Source organism: Erythrobacter mangrovi, assembly GCF_013260645.1.
Lineage (GTDB): Bacteria > Pseudomonadota > Alphaproteobacteria > Sphingomonadales > Sphingomonadaceae > Qipengyuania > Qipengyuania mangrovi.
On sequence record NZ_CP053921.1, the window covers coordinates 2,013,640 to 2,031,994 of the forward strand.

The 18,355-nt window shown below is 63.3% G+C and carries 19 protein-coding genes; 5 read left to right on the top strand and 14 right to left on the bottom strand.

Annotated features, from left to right (window positions below):
* Window positions 1-72: 72 nt before the first annotated feature.
* From HQR01_RS10250 to HQR01_RS10275, 6 genes are all read right to left on the bottom strand, one after another.
* Complete coding sequence (locus HQR01_RS10250; RefSeq protein ID WP_173214783.1) at window positions 73-396, bottom strand: hypothetical protein; 324 nt, start codon at window positions 394-396, stop codon at window positions 73-75.
* Between the two features lie 31 nt (window positions 397-427).
* Complete coding sequence (locus HQR01_RS10255; RefSeq protein ID WP_173214784.1) at window positions 428-907, bottom strand: glutathione peroxidase; 480 nt, start codon at window positions 905-907, stop codon at window positions 428-430.
* Between the two features lie 7 nt (window positions 908-914).
* Window positions 915-1,427 (bottom strand): hypothetical protein, encoded by a 513-nt coding sequence (locus HQR01_RS10260; RefSeq protein ID WP_173214785.1) that lies wholly within the window; start codon window positions 1,425-1,427, stop codon window positions 915-917.
* A 78-nt stretch (window positions 1,428-1,505) separates the two neighbouring features.
* Window positions 1,506-1,784 (bottom strand): hypothetical protein, encoded by a 279-nt coding sequence (locus tag HQR01_RS10265; RefSeq protein ID WP_173214786.1) that lies wholly within the window; start codon window positions 1,782-1,784, stop codon window positions 1,506-1,508.
* A gap of 48 nt (window positions 1,785-1,832) precedes the next feature.
* On the bottom strand, window positions 1,833-2,507 hold the full coding sequence (locus tag HQR01_RS10270; protein WP_173214787.1) for an ABC transporter ATP-binding protein: 675 nt from the start codon (window positions 2,505-2,507) through the stop codon (window positions 1,833-1,835).
* Window positions 2,500-3,741 carry a lipoprotein-releasing ABC transporter permease subunit gene (locus HQR01_RS10275; RefSeq protein ID WP_173216312.1) on the bottom strand — a complete coding sequence of 414 codons (1,242 nt, stop codon included), beginning with the start codon at window positions 3,739-3,741 and terminating at the stop codon, window positions 2,500-2,502. Before HQR01_RS10275 ends, HQR01_RS10270 begins: the two co-directional genes overlap by 8 nt.
* A 168-nt stretch (window positions 3,742-3,909) precedes the next feature.
* On the opposite strand from HQR01_RS10275, the gene purF reads away from it, so the two are divergent.
* The 3 genes from purF (at window position 3,910) to HQR01_RS10290 (ending at window position 6,553) form a co-directional block, all read left to right on the top strand.
* Window positions 3,910-5,382, top strand: a complete 1,473-nt coding sequence (gene purF, locus HQR01_RS10280; RefSeq protein WP_173214788.1) for an amidophosphoribosyltransferase — start codon at window positions 3,910-3,912, stop codon at window positions 5,380-5,382.
* Window positions 5,382-6,092 (top strand): SDR family NAD(P)-dependent oxidoreductase, encoded by a 711-nt coding sequence (locus HQR01_RS10285; RefSeq protein WP_173214789.1) that lies wholly within the window; start codon window positions 5,382-5,384, stop codon window positions 6,090-6,092. The genes purF and HQR01_RS10285 overlap by 1 nt, the downstream gene beginning before the upstream one ends.
* A 113-nt stretch (window positions 6,093-6,205) precedes the next feature.
* Complete coding sequence (locus HQR01_RS10290; protein WP_173214790.1) at window positions 6,206-6,553, top strand: PilZ domain-containing protein; 348 nt, start codon at window positions 6,206-6,208, stop codon at window positions 6,551-6,553.
* A 133-nt stretch (window positions 6,554-6,686) separates the two neighbouring features.
* Here the strand turns inward: HQR01_RS10290 and HQR01_RS10295 are convergent, their stop codons facing one another.
* From HQR01_RS10295 to HQR01_RS10315, 5 genes are all read right to left on the bottom strand, one after another.
* Complete coding sequence (locus HQR01_RS10295) at window positions 6,687-7,931, bottom strand: class I SAM-dependent methyltransferase (RefSeq protein ID WP_407644590.1); 1,245 nt, start codon at window positions 7,929-7,931, stop codon at window positions 6,687-6,689.
* 44 nt (window positions 7,932-7,975) lie between these two features.
* Window positions 7,976-9,358, bottom strand: a complete 1,383-nt coding sequence (locus tag HQR01_RS10300; protein ID WP_173214792.1) for a cryptochrome/photolyase family protein — start codon at window positions 9,356-9,358, stop codon at window positions 7,976-7,978.
* A 28-nt stretch (window positions 9,359-9,386) separates the two neighbouring features.
* Window positions 9,387-10,361 carry a metal-dependent hydrolase gene (locus HQR01_RS10305; RefSeq protein ID WP_173214793.1) on the bottom strand — a complete coding sequence of 325 codons (975 nt, stop codon included), beginning with the start codon at window positions 10,359-10,361 and terminating at the stop codon, window positions 9,387-9,389.
* 169 nt (window positions 10,362-10,530) lie between these two features.
* On the bottom strand, window positions 10,531-11,565 hold the full coding sequence (locus HQR01_RS10310) for a 2-oxoacid:ferredoxin oxidoreductase subunit beta (RefSeq protein ID WP_173214794.1): 1,035 nt from the start codon (window positions 11,563-11,565) through the stop codon (window positions 10,531-10,533).
* Window positions 11,562-13,427 (bottom strand): 2-oxoacid:acceptor oxidoreductase subunit alpha, encoded by a 1,866-nt coding sequence (locus tag HQR01_RS10315; protein ID WP_173214795.1) that lies wholly within the window; start codon window positions 13,425-13,427, stop codon window positions 11,562-11,564. The genes HQR01_RS10310 and HQR01_RS10315 overlap by 4 nt, the downstream gene beginning before the upstream one ends.
* Before the next feature lie 179 nt (window positions 13,428-13,606).
* Between HQR01_RS10315 and HQR01_RS10320 the strand changes: the two genes are divergently transcribed.
* Complete coding sequence (locus HQR01_RS10320; RefSeq protein WP_173214796.1) at window positions 13,607-14,557, top strand: alpha/beta hydrolase; 951 nt, start codon at window positions 13,607-13,609, stop codon at window positions 14,555-14,557.
* Window positions 14,554-15,030, top strand: coding sequence for an RNA pyrophosphohydrolase (locus HQR01_RS10325; RefSeq protein WP_173214797.1), 477 nt, complete (start codon window positions 14,554-14,556; stop codon window positions 15,028-15,030). The genes HQR01_RS10320 and HQR01_RS10325 overlap by 4 nt, the downstream gene beginning before the upstream one ends.
* 4 nt (window positions 15,031-15,034) lie before the next feature.
* On the opposite strand, the gene HQR01_RS10330 is transcribed toward HQR01_RS10325, so the two are convergent.
* From HQR01_RS10330 to guaB, 3 genes are read right to left on the bottom strand one after another with little or no spacing between them, the layout of a single operon-like run.
* The gene (locus HQR01_RS10330; protein WP_234030128.1) at window positions 15,035-15,589 is read right to left on the bottom strand and encodes a tetratricopeptide repeat protein; all 555 of its coding nucleotides are present in this window, start codon (window positions 15,587-15,589) and stop codon (window positions 15,035-15,037) included.
* 11 nt (window positions 15,590-15,600) lie between these two features.
* Window positions 15,601-16,782, bottom strand: a complete 1,182-nt coding sequence (locus HQR01_RS10335; protein ID WP_173214798.1) for an RsmB/NOP family class I SAM-dependent RNA methyltransferase — start codon at window positions 16,780-16,782, stop codon at window positions 15,601-15,603.
* Between the two features lie 3 nt (window positions 16,783-16,785).
* The gene (guaB, locus tag HQR01_RS10340) at window positions 16,786-18,285 is read right to left on the bottom strand and encodes an IMP dehydrogenase (protein ID WP_173214799.1); all 1,500 of its coding nucleotides are present in this window, start codon (window positions 18,283-18,285) and stop codon (window positions 16,786-16,788) included.
* Between the last annotated feature and the right edge of the window lie 70 nt (window positions 18,286-18,355).

Sequence of the window (18,355 nt, forward strand, 5' to 3'; positions counted from 1 at the left end):
ATTAGGAAATTCCACCGGATTCGGAAGGGCAGCAGCGCACCCTTTTCTCCACAAGCGGTGGAGAAACGCCGGCTATTGGCCTGCGCGGATTTTCCGGCGCGTGTCGCGGATCGTCGAAACGGCGCCATAGACGATCAACGCACCCAGGAAGATCCACACCCACACAGGGATATTGCGCCCAGCGACCGCCAGATAGAGATAGGCCGAAACGAAGCAGAACCCGGCGCACATGGTAGGCACCACGGTCGACCGCCCCGCTCGCGCGCGCTTCACCAGCCACCCGATCGAAGTGAAGAAGAACGGGATTGCCCCGACGTAGATCGCCCCGAAGATGTACGGGTTCACGCCATAGTCGGCGCCGAGCGAGAGGAACCACTGGTTTAGGTCGGCAAGCATGGGCTGACTTTCGAACGGATCGGCGCGTGGGTTACAGCAGCTTCTGGATGTCTTTCGCGATCGTCTTGGGCGCATCGGCCGGGCCATAGCGCTTCACGACATTGCCTTCGCGGTCGATCAGGAACTTGGTGAAGTTCCACTTGATCGCTCTGGACCCCATCAGGCCGGGCTTTTCACCCTTCATCCAGTCGAACAGCGGACTTGCCCCGGGGCCGTTGACGTCGATCTTGGCCATCAGCGGGAAGGTGAGACCGAAATTGACTTTGCAGAAACTCTCGATCTCCTCCGCATCGCCCGGTTCCTGGTTGCCGAACTGGTTGCAAGGGAAGGCAAGCACTTCGAAGCCCTTTTCCTTGTAGTCCTGGAACAGCTGTTCCAGGCCATCGTACTGCGGGGTAAAGCCGCACTTGCTGGCGGTATTGACCACCAGCAGCACCTTGCCGAGCTTTTCCTTGAGGTCGAGCGCGTCACCCTTGTTCGTGGCGACGGTGAAATCGGCGATGGTGGTCATGTGGGGGCTATTCCTTGCGACGATAAGTGAAGTCGAAGCTGGTCACCCAGCTCAGGCCGTGATCTGCTGAAAACTCACCATGCTGCCGAACCGCGCTGCCGTCCAGCCGCGAATAGGTCATCCGCGTCCAGCCATCCTCACCATTGGGCCCGGAACCGGGCCACCAGCCAGTAAGGACCATCTTGCTCTCGGCTGGCCCACCTTCGAAAAACACCGGACCGGGTCCACCGCCAACCCAGGTCTGGTGCCAACGCCCGGTCTTCGGATCGTAGGCCGAGAGGCTTCCACCGCCGCCCCCGCGCAATGGCATCCAGTTTTCGCGGATGGCGCAGCCTGCATAGAGCTTCTCGATCAGACTGTTGGCTACCGGAGCGTCGCGGCCCGGCGCATAAACCGCCCACTCGCCAACCCAAAAGTCGAAAGCGGCGAATTCAGGTCCTTCACACGTCGCTGGTGACGGCGGTGCAGGTGTCGGGCTGCTCGCCTGGGCAATCAGCAAAGCGACTATGGTGGCGATCATGGCAATTCTCCCCCATCCCGGCGGTGAGCCATGCAATCGCCGCGTGGAACCCCAACTCGATGGAAGGCCAAGGGCACTCTACGAAATGGGAAAGTCGTCTCGCGACGAAAGCGCCTCGATCTCGGCGGCATGAAACCCACGATCGCCGAGCTTCTCGATATAGTACCGGCGCCGTTCGGTGGGGGACATCAACATCACCAAGTGGATCAACTCTGCGAAACTTCCGTTGCGCAAGCCCTTGGCCCCATCAAGCAGGCCGCCGCCGTTACCTTCGCCGTGCAAAGTCGCTCGACCGTCCCACTGAATTCCCCCGCGATTGCAGTCCTTTGCGCGGAATGTGCTGGGATGGTCGGTCATGCGAGTCCTCCTTCGCCCGACCAGCGTACAAAAACACTCCCCGATCCGCTACCCCAGCAGCCCATCGTGCAATCGCACGACGCGGTCCATGCGCTGCGCAAGACGTTCGTTGTGGGTCGCGATCAGCGCTGCGCTACCCTCGCCGCGTACCAGCGCAAGAAATTGCTCGAGCACCTTCTCACTCGTAGCTTCGTCGAGATTGCCCGTCGGCTCGTCAGCCAGGACCAGTTTGGGCCGGTTGGCGAGCCCGCGTGCCACCGCAACGCGCTGCTGCTCACCGCCGGAAAGCTGGCTGGGGCGATGGTCGAGCCTTTCGCCCAAGCCCAGGGCAGCAAGCAGCTGCCGGGCACGTTCTTCACATTCGACGCGTGGTTTTCCAGCGACGAGCTGGGGCAACACCACATTCTCGACCGCGTCGAAATCGGGAAGCAGATGATGGAACTGGTAGACGAAGCCGAGATGGTCGCGGCGCATGGTCGTGCGCGCCCGCGAATTGGACTTTTCCGCCGATTGCCCGGCGATCACGATTTCGCCGCCAAAGCCCCCTTCGAGCAAGCCCACCGCCTGGAGCAGGGTCGACTTGCCCGAACCCGAGGGGCCCAGCAGCGCGACGATCTCGCCCGGGCGGATGCCCAGGTTGACCCCACGCAGCACGTCGATCCGCACCCCGCCCTGTTCGAAGCTACGAGTAAGCCCGCGCAATTCGACGACATAATCACTCATAGCGCAGCACCTGTACGGGATCGGTGCTCGCCGCTTTCCATGCGGGGTAGAGCGTGGCGAGGAAGCTGAGCACCAGCGCGAGCAGGACGATCAACGCGACTTCAACCGGGTCGGTCTTGGCTGGCAGCGTGGTCAGGAACCGCATTTGCGGATCCCACAGTTCGACACCCGTCACGCGGCCGATGAGCTCGACGATACCCTGGCGGAAGTAGAGCACAAGGAAGCCGAGCACCAAGCCGGCCATCGTACCGATCGCGCCGACGGTGAAGCCGGTCGTGACGAAGATCTTCATCAGGCTTTGCCTTGTCGCCCCCATGGTCCGCATGATCGCAATGTCGCGGGTCTTCGCGCGGACGAGCATGACCAGGCTCGAAAGGATATTGAAAGCTGCAACCAAGACCATGAAGCTTAATGCAAATGCCATTGCAACACGTTCGATCTGCAGGGCTTCGAACAAAGTGGCGTTGATCGTCTTCCAATCGGCCACTACCGCCCGGCCCTGTACTGCACGCTGCACCGGATCGAGGATAGCCCCGACATTGTCGGGATCGTCGACCTTGACTTCGATCATCCCCACCGTGTTGCCCAGCAAGAGCAAGGTCTGTGCATCCCGCATCGGCATGATCACGAAGGCGCCATCATAGTCGTAGACCCCGACTTCGAAGATTGCCGCAACCTCATAGCCGATCTGGCGCGGTACGGTGCCGAAAGGAGTAGCCCGGCCCTGCGGATTGGTGATTGTGATGGTGTCGCCAACGCGGGCGCCGATATTCTCAGCCAGTCGCACACCAATTGCGACCTTGCCTTCACCGGGCTGGAGCGTCGCGATATCGCCGCTAACGACCTTGTCCGAAAAGCCGCGAATATCCTGCATGGTGTTGCCGCGCACCAGGATCGCTTCGACACGACCATTGAAGGTAGTGAACAGCGGCTGTTCGATGAGTGGGCTTGCCTGCGTAACCCCCGGTGTCTCGCGGACATCTTCGAGAATTGCCTCCCAATTATCGAGGCGTCCACCATAGGCCTGGACGATCGCATGGCCGTTGAGGCCGACGATCTTGTCGAACAGTTCCGCACGGAAACCGTTCATCACGCTCATCACGATCACCAGCATCGCGACGGAGAGCATCACGACCCCGATCGAGATGCCCGCAACCAGCGTGATGAATGCCTCGCCCCGACCCGGAAGCAGGTAGCGTTTGGCGATAGTCCATTCGAAAGGAGATAGGATCAAGGCGGCCCTTGCTATTCGCTGCATGTGCCTGATGCGTTTAGGCAGGGTAACCTTTCCGTGCAATGAAATCGTTCCTGGCGCGGTCGGCTGGTCGCACTACCCTTGTAATCGGTTCGTAACATCGCCATTGGGGCCACCATCCAGAACAGTCGAGCGGACAGGCCTTCGATGAACCTTACCAACCCGTTTCTCGACGAGGATGGCGACAAGCTGCGCGAGGAATGCGGCATCTTCGGCGCGATCAACGCGACCGATGCCGCTGCCGCGACCGCACTTGGCCTGCATGCCCTGCAACATCGCGGACAGGAAGCCGCCGGCATTACCAGTTTCGACGGTTCCGAATTCTTCACCCGGCGCGGCCTTGGCCACGTGGCCGAGAACTTCTCCAGCCAGGAAGCCATCGCCGAATTGCCCGGGATGATGGCCGCAGGCCATGTGCGCTATTCCACCACCGGCGGCGCCGGGCTGCGCAACGTCCAACCGCTCTATGCAGACCTCGCCAGTGGCGGCTTCGCGGTGGCGCACAATGGCAATATCTCGAACGCGGGCATGCTCCGCGCAGATCTCGTGCGGCGCGGGGCGATCTTCCAGTCTACCAGCGATACCGAGGTGATCATCCACCTCGTAGCGACCAGTCGCTATCCCACGACGATGGATCGGTTGATCGACGCGCTACGCTTGCTCGAGGGCGCCTATGCGCTGATCGTGATGACGCCCGAAGGCATGATCGCCTGTCGCGACCCGCTGGGCATTCGTCCCCTGCAGATGGGTCGGATCGGTGACGCCACCGTGTTCGCTTCGGAAACCGTTGCGCTTGACGTGGTCGGGGCGGAATTCGTGCGCCAGGTCGAACCGGGCGAGATCATCAAGGTCGATTTCGCCGGGAACGTCGAATCGCTGCACCCCTTCGGCAAGCACAAGCCAAGGCCCTGCATTTTCGAGCATGTCTATTTCAGCCGCCCCGATTCGATATTCGACGGGCGCAGCATCTATGAAGCACGCAAGGCGATCGGTGCGGAGCTCGCTCGGGAGAAACCGGTTGAAGCCGATCTCGTGGTTCCGGTGCCTGACAGCGGCGTTCCTGCGGCAATCGGCTATGCGCAGGAATCGGGCATCCCGTTCGAGCTTGGCATCATCCGCTCGCACTATGTCGGGCGCACTTTCATCCAGCCGAGCGATGGTGCACGCCATGCCGGCGTCAAGCGCAAGCACAACGCCAATCGCGCGCTCGTCGAGGGCAAGCGGATCGTCCTGATCGACGATTCAATTGTGCGCGGCACCACTTCGATGCAGATTGTCGAGATGATGCGCGATGCCGGGGCAATTGAAGTCCACTTCCGCGTCGCTAGTCCACCAACGGCCCATAGCTGCTTCTACGGTGTCGACACGCCCGAACGGAGCAAGCTGCTCGCCGCGCGGATGGAACTCGAGCCGATGCGCCAGTTCATCAAGGCCGACAGCCTCGCCTTCGTCTCGATCGACGGGCTTTACCGCGCGGTTGGCGAAAAACCGCGCAATGCCGCTTGCCCGCAGTTTTGCGACGCCTGCTTCACGGGTGAATACCCGACCGCGCTGACCGACCAGTCGCGTCGCGAGGAACAGCTGCAGCAGCTTGCCCTGCCGGTGGAGGCTGCCGAGTAATGACCAAGCCGTTGGAAGGAAGGCTCGCGCTCGTGACGGGCGCCAGCAAGGGAATCGGCGCCGCGACTGCGCAGGCACTGGCCGCCGCGGGCGCCCACGTCGTCCTGACCGCCCGCGATGTAAAAGGGCTGGAGGCGATCGAGGACAGCATCCATGCTGCGGGTGGCAATTCGACAATCGCTCCTGTCGATCTCGTCGAAAGCGACGGAATCGCACGCCTCGCTTCGGCAATTTCCAGCCGCTGGGACAAGCTCGATGCGCTGGTGATCTCGGCAGCCTACCTGCCCGCCCTGACCCCGGTCACGCAGATCGACGGCAAGCAGTTGTCGCAGGCGATCACTGTCAATGTACTGGCCACACAGGCCCTGCTGGCGAATTTCGACCCGCTGCTCAAGCGCGCCGATACCGGCCGTGTCATCGGCCTGACCAGCAGCGTAGGCGCCGCGCCGCGTGCCTATTGGGGGGCTTATGGAGCGTCCAAGGCCGCCTTCGACAACTTGCTGGAGTGCTACGCCGCAGAGATCGAAAAGATCTCGCGCGTCAGGGTGGCACTGATCGATCCCGGTGCGACTCGCACGAGCATGCGCGCAAAGGCTTACCCGGGTGAGGACCCGTTGACGGTCAAAGCGCCCGAATCGGTCGCAAATCGCCTCGTCGAACTGTTTGTTAACGATTTCGAAGGTTTCCACCGAGAGCGCGTGGAAGGATGAGTTAACCAATTCGGGTGACGCATTCGTAACCCAATTCCGTGAGATTCCGGATCAAGATCACCCGCGCGTGCGGGACGTTAGAATAACCGGAAATTCAACACGGAAGGGCCGTCATGAGCTACCAGACCCAGGATCGCTACATGCTTGCCGCGCAGGAAGATCGCTGCGCGCCGCGGACCAAGCTAACCATACCCGGGTCGCTCCGCGCCTCGGGCGGTCGTGCGTTCCAGACCGTGGTTCACGACCTTTCGATTTCAGGGTTCTCGGCAGCAGCCATCAACCGCATGCATGAAGGCCAGATGTGCTGGCTTTCCCTGCCCGGGCTCGAATCGCTCCAAGCACAGGTCGTGTGGTGGGAAAACTGCATGGTCGGTTGCGCGTTCAGCGAGCTGCTGAGCCCGATCGTGCATGACAACATCATCGCCCGCTACACGGGCGCAGGCAACTATCGTCCTTACTAGGAATTCCTCCCCGGTTCGGGACAGGCGACGGCACCAACGCTATGGCGGCGGCCGGAAAGGCCTGGCCTGAACCTCGCCTGGAAAGTCGTCGCCGGTGGCGGTGCGCCTCTTGGGGCCACCGCCACCACTCGTTTCAGCTTGCTGGCGTCTTGACCAAGGTCACCTGGTGGACGTCGATACCACCACCGCGGAAGCCGCCTTCGCAGTACATCAGGTAATAGCGCCACAGGTCGCAGAAATGCGCGTCGAACCCCTTAGGCAGCCTACCCTGTTCGATGGCACTGTCGAAGCTTGCCCGCCAGGCCTTCAAAGTCTCAGCGTAATCGAGCCCGAATTCCTGCTGATCCTGCCAAACCAACCCACGCTCCTCAGCCAGGCGCCGGAACTCGCTGGTGCGGATCAGCAGCCCGCCCGGGAAGATATAGGCCTGGATGAAATCCGCGCTCTTCGCGTAGGCATCGAACAGGTCATCGCGCATCGAGATGTACTGGATCGCCGCGCGTCCGCCCGGCTTCAGGTTGCGCGCGATACAATCCATGAAGGTGGGCCAGTACTCGCGCCCCAGCGCCTCGACCATCTCCACGCTGACAATGGCATCGAACTGGCCTGAGGTGTCGCGATAGTCCTGCTTCAGGAAGTCGATCGCATCGGATTGATGCGCCCTTGCCCAGGCCAGCTGCTCGTCGGACAGGCTGATTGCGGTGACGTCACTGCCTCGCGACGCAAGATCGCCGGCCAGCCCGCCCCAGCCGCAGCCGATCTCGAGCACCGTGGCGGCATTGCCGATGCGTGACGCCAGCGCGTCCCACTTGCGACGTTGTGCCGCCTCAAGGCCATCCTCGCGCACATCCAGCGCGGAAGAGTAGCTCATCGTCGAATCGAGCCATGGCACATAGAAGTCGTTGCCAAGGTCGTAGTGCGCGGCAATGTTTCGTTGCGCGCCCGAGTGCGTGTTGCGGTTGAACAGATGCGCGAGACGCAGTGCCTGGCGGAACGGGCCCTTGGCGCGCGCAGTATCGCCCAGTCGCTCGGCATGCTGCACGAACAGCGCGAAAAGCGGCACCGGATCGGGGCTCCACCATTCGCCCGCTTCCCAGGCCTGGTACCAGCCGACCGAGCCGTTGCTGGCGAGCCTGAGAAGCGCGGTCCAGCTGCGGAGTTCCACCGTACACTCGAATCCGGGAGCACGATTGCCCAGCACGCAAGGGGTGCCATCGGGCAGCGTCCCGTGGATCGTGCCGGTCACCAGGGCCCGGTCGATCCGGTCGAGGATCTTGTTGAAACCGGGAGCGACCAGCCGGGCGAACAGGCCGGGCTTGCGGGCAAAGCGTTGAGCCCCCTGCAAAAGTTCGCGGCCGCGCGGTTTGGTCGTCTGCATATCCATCACCTGCCGATATCGTAGCTGACAGGCTCGCTGACAAGTTAGGTCTTGGCAGCTTTATACGCTTCTAGCGCGCGTTCGCGCCCTTCGCGGTGTCCGACTATCTTGTCGGGGTAGGTCCCACGCAGGTGACCGGGCGGGTCATGGATGAAAGGCTCGTCCAGGTGGGCCAGTTGGGGCACATATTCGCGGATATAGCCGCCGGCATCGAATTTCTCGCTCTGCGTCAGGGGCGCCATGATCCGCACGAACATATTCGAATCGACCCCGCTACCCGCAACCCACTGCCAGTTGGTCGCATTGCTGGCATAGTCGGCATCGATCAGCGTATCCCAGAACCAGCGTTCGCCGTGGCGCCAATCGATCAGCAGGTGCTTGATCAGGAAGCTGGCCGCGATCATCCGCACGCGGTTGTGCATCCACCCGGTGCGCCACAGCTGGCGCATCCCCGCATCGACGATCGGATAGCCGGTGCGGCCCTGCTGCCACGCCTCCAGATCGCGCGCGGCGGCGGCGTCGCTGACCGGGTCGCGCCATTTCAGTCGGGCAAATTCGGGGCGATGGCTTTCGAGCCCGTACCGCGGAAACTGGCAGATCGCATTGGCAGCGTAGTCGCGCCAGATCAGCTCTTTTTCATAGGTTTTCCAGCCGTTTGAACGCCGTTCCTTGAGAGAATACCAAATCTGCACCGGCGAAATCTCGCCGAAATGCAGGTGCGGCGATAGCTGGCTGGTCTTGTCGACCGAGGGCAGGTTCCGTGCCTCGCCGTACTCCGCAACACGATCACCCCACCATTCGAGCCTTTCGTGCGCCGCCGCCTCCCCCACGCTCCAGAATTCGCGCAATCCACCTGCCCAGTCAGGCTGCCTGGGGAGCAGGTTCCAATCCTCCAGCGCATCGCTTGCCGGCCATGCATCGGGCGACGAGAGCGTCTCGGGCTCGGGCAGTGCATCGCGGGGGGGGAACTGCTCGAGCGTCGCCTTCGAGAAGGGCGTGTAGATCTTGTACGGCCCGCCCGATCCGGTGGTTACGGCACCAGGCGGCAGTAGGTAATTGGCGTCGTGAAGCTGCAAGTCGACATGCTTCGCCAACTCACCCTGTGCCTTGCGCCACCAGGGTTCGTAATGGCGGTTGGCGCGGATCACGGTCGCACCGGTTTCCTCGGCCAGCTTGCGCAGCTCTTGCACTGCATCGCCGCGCCGCAGGATGATCCGAGCGTTGCGAGTCCCGAAGCTACGCGAAAGGCTGTCGAGCGAATGATGCAGCCACCAGCGTGAGGCACCGCCATAGGCGTGATCCTTGGCGCAATCGTCGTCGAGCACATAGACCGCCACGACCGGCCCCGCCTTGGCCGCGTGATAGAGCGCCGGATTATCCGCCATGCGCAGATCGCGTCGTAGCCAGACGATCGATGGTTTTTGCATGTAGCCCCCCTTGCCCGGACAAACGATGTTACTGCGGCGCGAGTTCCACGCATTTCACATCGGGCAGCGCAACGGTGAAGCGGTCACGCGCCAGCGGATCGTAGAACCGCGCATCGCGCAGCAGGACCGAGCCGTCGGGAGCACGTTCAGCGAAGGGGGCACGGGACCAAAAAAGGAAGGTTGTTGCCTGCGATCTGGCGGACTGCAGTTCTGAGTATGATGGCCATGCGCACTGCTTCTCCGTGATGGAGATAGGCTCCTCGTAACCGTGCAGTTCATCAGCATAACCGCGATACCACGAGTTTTTCCGGCCGATAATGATCTCTCTCTGCCAAGGTACAAAGGGCACGGGAGAGGCGATGATCTCACTGTAATCACGGGGTTCGACTCCACCAGTCGCCTTCGTGTTGATCGCAGCAGCAACTGAAGAGCCCTGCGTCAGTACCCAATTTGTGCCGACATAACCCAGTGCCACAGCAATCGCGATCCGCGCAGGCCGCATCCACTCCCCGCCTTGACGCTCCCGCCGCAGGGAGAACCACGTTGCAAAGCCCATCAGCGCCCAGAGCCAGACGTCGATGATGAACAGCGTATCGCCATAGAACCAGCGGCTCGAGAACGGTTCGAGCAGGCGGATGCCATAAACATTCAACCAATCGAGCGCGGGGTGCGTCAGGCACCCGATAAAGCTCAGCAGGTAGAGCCATTTGAAGCTGACCGGCAATCGCCCCTCTGGCCGCGAGCCGCGTTTCGCCTGCCAGCGATCGAAGCCCCACAACAGGCCAGCGAGGACCAATGGCAATAGCACCAGGGCAGGCGGCCCATGCGTTATCCCGCGACGAAACCCGAGATGTTCGACCCCGTCGAGCCAGAACAGGCAGGCCGCATCGACATCGGGCAGGTTCGCCCCGATGATCAGCGCGGGCATGGCCAGCCCGGTCTTCTTCTTGAGCCCCGCCTGCCCGATCAGCGCGCCGACCAAAGAGTGGGTGAGGTTATCCATTCACAGCGTTCCTCGCATGCCCCGATCCTACAGGATGGAACACATGGAACACTGTCCAGACGATAAAGTCAGCGCAGGAGGAAAAACGCCTGAAAACAGCGAGATTCAATGAAATTACCGGGGGCATAATTCGCCCCTAGTCATTCCCTGCCCCTGTAGGAAAGTGGCGTCAGGCGGGATGCCCTTCCTTATCGTCGACGGTCCAGGTCTGACCCTTGCCCAGGAGCTTGGCGAGGTTGGTATCCTTGCCCTCGCTCGCCTTGGCCTTCTCGGCGATCGCAGCAGCCTCGAAGGTCGGGCGAGGATCGTCGTAGAGCACGCCCAGCGCCATCGGGAACGGGCCGAATGGCATCTCGACCAGCATGTGCGCGATCGAACGGTTGGTGACATCGTGCACGATCACATTCGCCGCCTCCCAATCGCCGTCGACGACATCGACGACTTCGAGGCACAGGTTCTCGCGATTGAGGCTGATCCCCTTGGTGTCGCCCGCGAACAGCATGGGCTTACCGTTCTCCAGCCACAGCTGGCGATCCTCCGCACCCTTGGGCGCGGCGAAATCGTTGAACACGTCCTTGTTGTAGACGATGCAGTTCTGGAAGATCTCGATAAAGGCCGCACCCTGGTGGGCATGCGCCGCCTTGAGCACATCGGGCAGGTTCTTGCTGACATCGAACCCGCGCCCAACGAAGCGCGCACCCGCGCCCAGCGCAAAGGCCGCCGGGCGGGCCGGATGGTCATAGCTTCCCAACGGGGTCGACGGGCTCTTCGTCCCCTCACGGCTGGTGGGCGAATATTGCCCCTTGGTCAGGCCGTAAATCTCGTTGTTGAACAGCATGATCTGCATGTTCACGTTGCGCCGGAGCACGTGCATCAGATGATTGCCGCCGATCGACAGCCCGTCACCGTCGCCCGTCACCAGCCAGATATCGAGATCGGGGTTGGCCAGCTTCGCGCCGGTGGCGAATGCCGGGGCGCGACCATGGATCGTGTGGAAGCCGTAGGTTTCCATGTAATAGGGGAAGCGGCTGGAGCAGCCGATCCCGCTGATGAACACGGTGTTCGCAGGGTTGGCGCCGATCTGCGGCAGCGTGCGCTGCACCGCCTTGAGGATCGCGTAGTCGCCGCAACCCGGGCACCAGCGCACTTCCTGGTCGGTTTCCCAGTCCTTGAGCGTGGTTTCGATCTTCACGGGGGCGTTCATGCCAGCGCTCCTTCAATCGCAGCCTCTAGTTCGGCAATCGTGAACGGCTGGCCACTGGTCTTGGTCAGCGGCTTGGCATCGACCAGATACTGGTCGCGCAGCACGGTCTTGAACTGGCCGGTGTTCATTTCGGGCACGAGCACCTTGTCGAAGCCGCGCAGCAGATCGCCCAGATTAGCGGGCAGCGGCCAGATGTGGCGCACATGGATATGGCTGACATCGAGCCCCTTGCGGCGCGCATTGTCGACCGCGCGGTGGATCGGACCATAGGTCGAGCCCCAGCCCACGACTGCCAGCTTGCCCGATGTGTTGCCGAGGCAGACGTCCTGGTCGGGAACCTCGATCCGGTCGATCTTGGCCTTGCGCAGGTCGGTCATGCGCTGGTGGTTATCGGGCGAATAGTCGATGTTGCCGGTCAGCTCGTGCTTCTCGATCCCACCGATGCGGTGCATCAGCCCGGGCGTACCGGGCCTGATCCACGGGCGGGCGCCCTTCTCGTCACGCTTGTACGGCAGCAGCGTGTCGTCTGGACCGTTCTTCTGCTCGAGGAATGTCGCCGGGAACGGGGCATAGCTGGCCGGGTCGGGCACCTTCCACGGCTCCGCTGCGTTGGCGATATAGCCATCGGTCAGCAGCATCACCGGCGTCATGTATTCCACCGCGATGCGGCAGGCTTCGATCGCCACCTCGAACGCGTCGGACGGGCTACGGCAGGCGATAACCGGCATCGGCGCGTCGCCGTTGCGGCCATAGACCGCCTGGTAAAGGTCGCTCTGCTCGGTCTTGGTCGGCAGGCCGGTGGAAGGACCACCGCGCTGGCTGTTCACGATCACCAGCGGCAGTTCGGTCATAATCGCCAGGCCCATGGCTTCGCCCTTGAGCGCGATACCCGGACCGGAGGAGCTGGTTACGCCCAGGCTGCCGGCATAGCTCGCGCCGATCGCGGCGCAGATCGCGGCGATCTCGTCTTCAGCCTGGAAGGTGGTAACGCCGAATTCCTTCAGCCGGGCGAGGTGATGCAGGATCGCCGAGGCCGGGGTAATCGGATAGCCGCCGAAGAACATCGGCAATGCGGCCAACTGCGCACCCGCAACGAGGCCGAGCGAGACCGCTTCGGCGCCGGTGATTGTGCGGTAGAGCCCCGGCTCGCTCTTGACCGGATCGACGTGGACCTGGTGCAGCGGGCCTGCGATCTCGGCCGTTTCGCCATAGGCGTGCCCGGCATCGAGCGCGGCGATATTGGCATCGGCGATATTCGGATTGTTGCGGAACTTGCCCCGCAGCCAGTCGTGCAACGGCTTGCGGTCGCGATCGAACATCCACAGGGCCAGGCCCAGCGTCCACATGTTCTTGCAGCGCAGGGCGTCCTTGTTGCCTAGCCCGAACGGCTTGACCGCTTCGACGGTCAGCGCGCTGATGTCGAACGCCAGCACTTCCCACTTGGCGAGGCTGCCGTCTTCCAGCGGGTTGCTGTCATACTTGGCCTTGTCGAGGTTGCGCTTGGTGAATTCGCCGGTGTCGGCGATGATCAGCCCGCCGGGCTTGAGCGAGGCGAGGTTCACCTTCAGCGCGGCCGGGTTCATTGCCACCAGCACATCGGGCGCATCGCCCGCGGTGTTGATCTCGCGGCTGCCGAAATTGATCTGGAAGGCCGAGACGCCGAACAGCGTGCCCTGCGGCGCGCGGATCTCCGCCGGGAAGTCCGGGAAAGTGGCAAGGTCGTTGCCGGCCAGCGCAGTCGACAGCGTAAACTGCCCACCGGTCAGCTGCATCCCGTCGCCGGAATCGCCGGCGAACCGAACGACAACAGCTTCAGGGTGGGGGGAAATACCGGCCTGCGGCGTGGTGGCGGCTGTTGCCATCCGATAATATCCTTATCTCACGCCGTTATATGCGGCGCCCATCTCGTCGGGGTGCGGCAGGTAGGCCCCACCCCTTCCTCTCGCAATCAAGTTTTTCTCTGCTAGCGAGAAAATCGAGCGTGGAAAAGCGGCAGGGACGCGCTAAGTCCCAAAAAGCAACGCAAATGGGGAGAGAGACCATGGCCGATACCGAACACTATGTCCGCGACGATGTGCGCGGGTTCCTCGATATGCTCCAGTCTATGGGCGGCATGGGCGTAGAACAGGTCGGTCATATGGCGGGGCGCGAACAGATGCGCGCCATGGCCCAAGTGGCCGAAGCGGACCCACGCAGCCTTGCCGTGATCAAGGACGTCACCTGCCCCGGATCGGCTGGCCCGATCCCGCTCCGCTTCTACGACACAAAGGCTAGCCGCGATCCCGGACCCTGCGTGATCTTCATCCATGGGGGCGGTTTCGTCATTGGCGATCTCGAGGTCTACCACGCGCTCTGCACCGAGATTTCGCACCATCTCGACCTGCCGGTCGTGTCGGTCGACTACCGGCTCGCCCCGGAACACCCCTTCCCCGCAGCCCCAGACGATTGCGAGGCGGCGGCACGTTGGGTCGCGTCTTCCCCCGCAGAACTCGATCGTACCTTCACCGGCCTGGTCATCACTGGCGACAGCGCGGGCGGCAATCTGACCATCGTCACCACCAACCAGCTGGTCAACAATCCAGCCGATGTACCGGTCGTGGTGCAGGCCCCGATCTATCCGGTGGCAAGCGACACCTCGAAGCATTCGAGCCTGGCCTCCTTCGCCGAAGGCTTCCTGCTGACGGCCGCGGCGATGGATTGGTTCATGCTGCAATATGCCGGCAACGTCGCGGACCCGCGCCACACGCCGATCATCGGCGACTGTTCAAACACCCCGCCTACCGTGCTGTGCACCGCCTCGCTCGACCCGTTGCGCGACTCGGGACGCGAATATGCCGCGCACCTGATCGGTCTCGGTACCGAGCTCGCTTATTTCGAGTTCCAGGGGATCATTCACGGCTTCACGACCCTGCGGAAGGCGATTCCCAGTGGACAGAAGGATCTCGAAGCCTATCTCGACGCGGTCAAGCTGATGGTAGAAAGACACGGATGACCGAACCGCTTGCTTACCGGCCCTGCGTGGGGGTCATGCTGGTCAATGCGGACGGCAAGGTTTTCGTCGGCCGGCGCATCGACAACAAGGAAGGCGACTGGTGGCAGATGCCGCAGGGCGGCGTCGATCCGGGCGAAGAGCTGCGCGAGGCCGCGTTACGCGAACTGGCCGAGGAAACCGGCGCGCGGCCCGAGCATGTCACGATCCTGAAGGCGACCGAAGAGTCGGTTCGCTACGACCTGCCCGACGAACTCGTCGGGAAGCTCTGGGGCGGCAAGTACCGCGGGCAGGAGCAGGTCTGGTTCCTCGCACGCTTCACCGGCGACGACATCGATATCGACATCGACGCACATGATCCGCCGGAGTTCTGCGACTGGAAATGGGTCGAACCCGACCAACTTCCCGAGCTGATCGTACCGTTCAAGAAGCGGGTTTACCGCACCGTGGTCGAGGCCTTTCGCGACCTCGTCTGAGGGTTCAGTTGGCCTGCGGCGACTTGCTTTCGGGCATGGTCGCATCGGCCGTGAGGATGCGCGGCTTGGGACCAGCGGCGATTGCGGCGGTCAGCGCCGCGGTTTCCGGGCAGCTCTGGCCGCACAGCGATTCCAGCTTGGCCAGATTGCCGCGCGCCTTTTCCAGGGCGCCGCGTTCGACCAAGGCTTCACCCTCGCCTGCAATGGCTGCAAAGTTGCGCGGATCGCGGTCCAGCGCCTCGCGGTAATAGCCGATCGCCTTGCCCTGCAGCCCGTCCTTGCGTGCCGCCTCGGCAAGCTTGAGCAGGACCGGCGCATAGCCCGGATCGATCGCCAACGCGGATTCATAGGCGTCTATCGCGCCCTGCACATCGCCGTGACGCAGCGCCGCATCGCCCTGGGCCAGCAGCGCGGCCGCATGCGGTGCCGGGGCACGATCCGCACTCCAGCTCACGCTCGCGGTGAGTGCAAGGGCCAGCGAAAGGGCAGCAGCAGCGGGGGCAAAGCGCATCATGATCTCCAGCGGGCGTTTCCGTCCATAGGCGGGCGTGGCGGCCATAGCCTGATCAGCTAACACGGTCTGCCTGCACAGGCGATGAAAAATCCGTCCGTACCGTCTTGGAACGGGGTCAATCGGGTGCCATCGGCGCGAGGACGACCTGCCGGTAGCGGCGGCGTCGCGACCTGCCAGCCGGGATGCCGCTCGAGGAATGCCGCGAATTGGGTTGCTCCCTCCTCGTCGAGCAAGGAGCAGGTGACATAAACCAGGCGTCCGCCAGGACGGATCAATTCTGCCGCAAGGTCAAGCAAGTATGCCTGAATCTTTACAAATCGAGCGAGCTCGGCGTCATCGAGCCGCCAGCGTGCTTCGGGATTGCGCCGCCAGGTCCCGGTTCCCGAACAGGGCGCATCGACCATCACGGCATCGGCCTTGCCGAGCAGGTCGGCCAGCGCCTCACGCTCGCGAGTCGGGTTCAGGAGGCGCGTTTCGGCAATGGTCGCCCCTGCCCGCTCGGCTCGCGGGAGCAGGCGTGACAGGCGGTTGCGATCGGTGTCGGACGCAACGAGCCACCCCAGATTGTCCATCGCTGCGGCCAGGGCGAGCGTCTTGCCGCCGCCCCCCGCGCACAGGTCGATCACGGTTTCGCCCGGTTGCGCCGCCACCGCGAGGCAGGCGATCTGCGAGCCCGTGTCCTGCACCTCGATCAATCCGTCGCGGTACGCGTCCCACTGTTCGACAGGCGTACCAGGCGGCAGCCTCAATCCGTGCGGTGCATCAGTCGGCTGTGCCGCTTCGGGCAGCTTGATCGTGGCACGATCGGCCTTGAGCCCATTGACCCGCAAGTCGAGCGGGGCGCGACCAAGCAGCGCTTCGGCTTCCCGGCCTGCGATTTCCGATGCGGCCAGCCGATCAGCCAGCCAGGCTGGGGCAACGCCGCCTTCGGCAACCGCTTCCCCATCGGCAATGCGCGCCGGCCCGTAATTCGATCCATCGAACAGCGGTGCGATGGCAGAATCCACCTCGGCCAGCCGCAGCATCGCCGCGCGCCCGGTTGCGGGCACCGGCCCACAAGCACGGATCGCGGCAAAGACGAGTTCGCGGATCGCGCGGCGGTCCTTCGATCCGGCGAAGCGATTGGCCTTGAACCAGTCGGCCAGGATGCGATCGGCGGGCGCACCCTTGGTGCGCGCCGCAGCGATCACGGCGTCGAGCAGCTCGATGGCGGTCTGGACCCGCGCCGCCGGAGTCATGGCTCAGCGCGACGGATAGTTCGGTGCCTCACGGGTAATCGACACGTCGTGGACATGGCTTTCGGCAAGGCCGGCATTGGTGATGCGAACGAACTGCGCGCGCTTCCTGAGGTCTTCGATCGAGGAACTACCGGTGTAACCCATCGCCGCCTTGATCCCGCCGACGAGCTGGTGGACGACGGCGCTGGCGGGCCCCTTGTAAGGCACCTGGCCTTCGATCCCTTCGGGCACCAGCTTCTGCTGGCTCACGTCCTGCTGGAAATAGCGATCGGCGCTGCCGCGGGCCATCGCGCCGACGCTGCCCATGCCGCGGTAGCTCTTGTAGCTGCGGCCCTGGTAAATGAAGGTATCGCCCGGGGCCTCGTCGGTGCCCGCGAGCATGGAGCCGACCATGATGGTCGAGGCCCCGGCGGCAAGCGCCTTGGCGGCATCGCCGCTGGTCCGCAGGCCTCCGTCGCCGATTACCGGGACGCCCTCCTTCTCGGCCTCTTCGGCGCAATCCATGATCGCCGTAAGCTGCGGCACGCCGACACCCGCGACCACGCGCGTGGTGCAGATCGAACCGGGCCCGATGCCGACCTTCACCGCGTCGGCACCCGCGCCGATCAGCGCCTTGGTCGCCTCGGCGGTGGCGACATTGCCGGCGATGACCTGGACGGCGTTCGACAGCGCCTTGACGCGTTCAACCGCGCGGGCGACGTCCTTGTTGTGGCCATGCGCAGTGTCGATCACCACCACATCGACGCCGGCGTCGATCAGCGCCTCGGTCCGCTCGAAGCCCTTGTCTCCAACCGTCGTCGCAGCGGCGACGCGCAGGCGCCCCTGGGCGTCCTTGGTGGCGCTGGGATAGGCAACTGCCTTTTCGATGTCCTTGACCGTGATCAGACCGACGCAACGACCATTATCGTCGACCACCAGCAGCTTCTCGATGCGACGGGCATGCAGCAGGCGGCGCGCCTCTTCCTGCCCGGTGCCAAGCGGCACGGTGGCAAGATTCTCGACCGTCATCAGCTCGCGCACGGGCTGGTCGGGGTTTTCGGCAAAGCGCACGTCGCGATTTGTCAGGATGCCGACAAGCTTGCCGAATGTGTCGGTCACGGGAATGCCGCTGATGCGGTTCGCCGCCATGATTTCCTGCGCTTCGCCCAGTGTCGCATCGGGCAGGATGGTGATCGGGTTGACCACCATGCCGCTTTCGTAGCGCTTGACGGCGCGCACCGCGGCAGCCTGATCCTCGACCTCGAAATTCCGGTGCAGCACACCGATCCCGCCGAGTTGCGCCATGGCAATTGCCATGTCCGCTTCGGTCACCGTATCCATCGCGCTGGAAATGACCGGGATATTGAGCCCGATCTCGCGCGTCAGCCGCGTAGAGGTATTGGCCATGGAGGGCAGGATATCGCTCTCGGCCGGCACGAGCAGCACGTCGTCGAAGGTAAGGCCGAGGGGGATTTCGAGATGTGCCACTGTGATTGTCCTGCCGGGAGATTCGTGGCGGCCCATGTAACGACGGTTTGTAAGGATAGCTAGGGGGTCGCTTGGCACCCCGGACATCTCCTGTTGTTCAAACGCC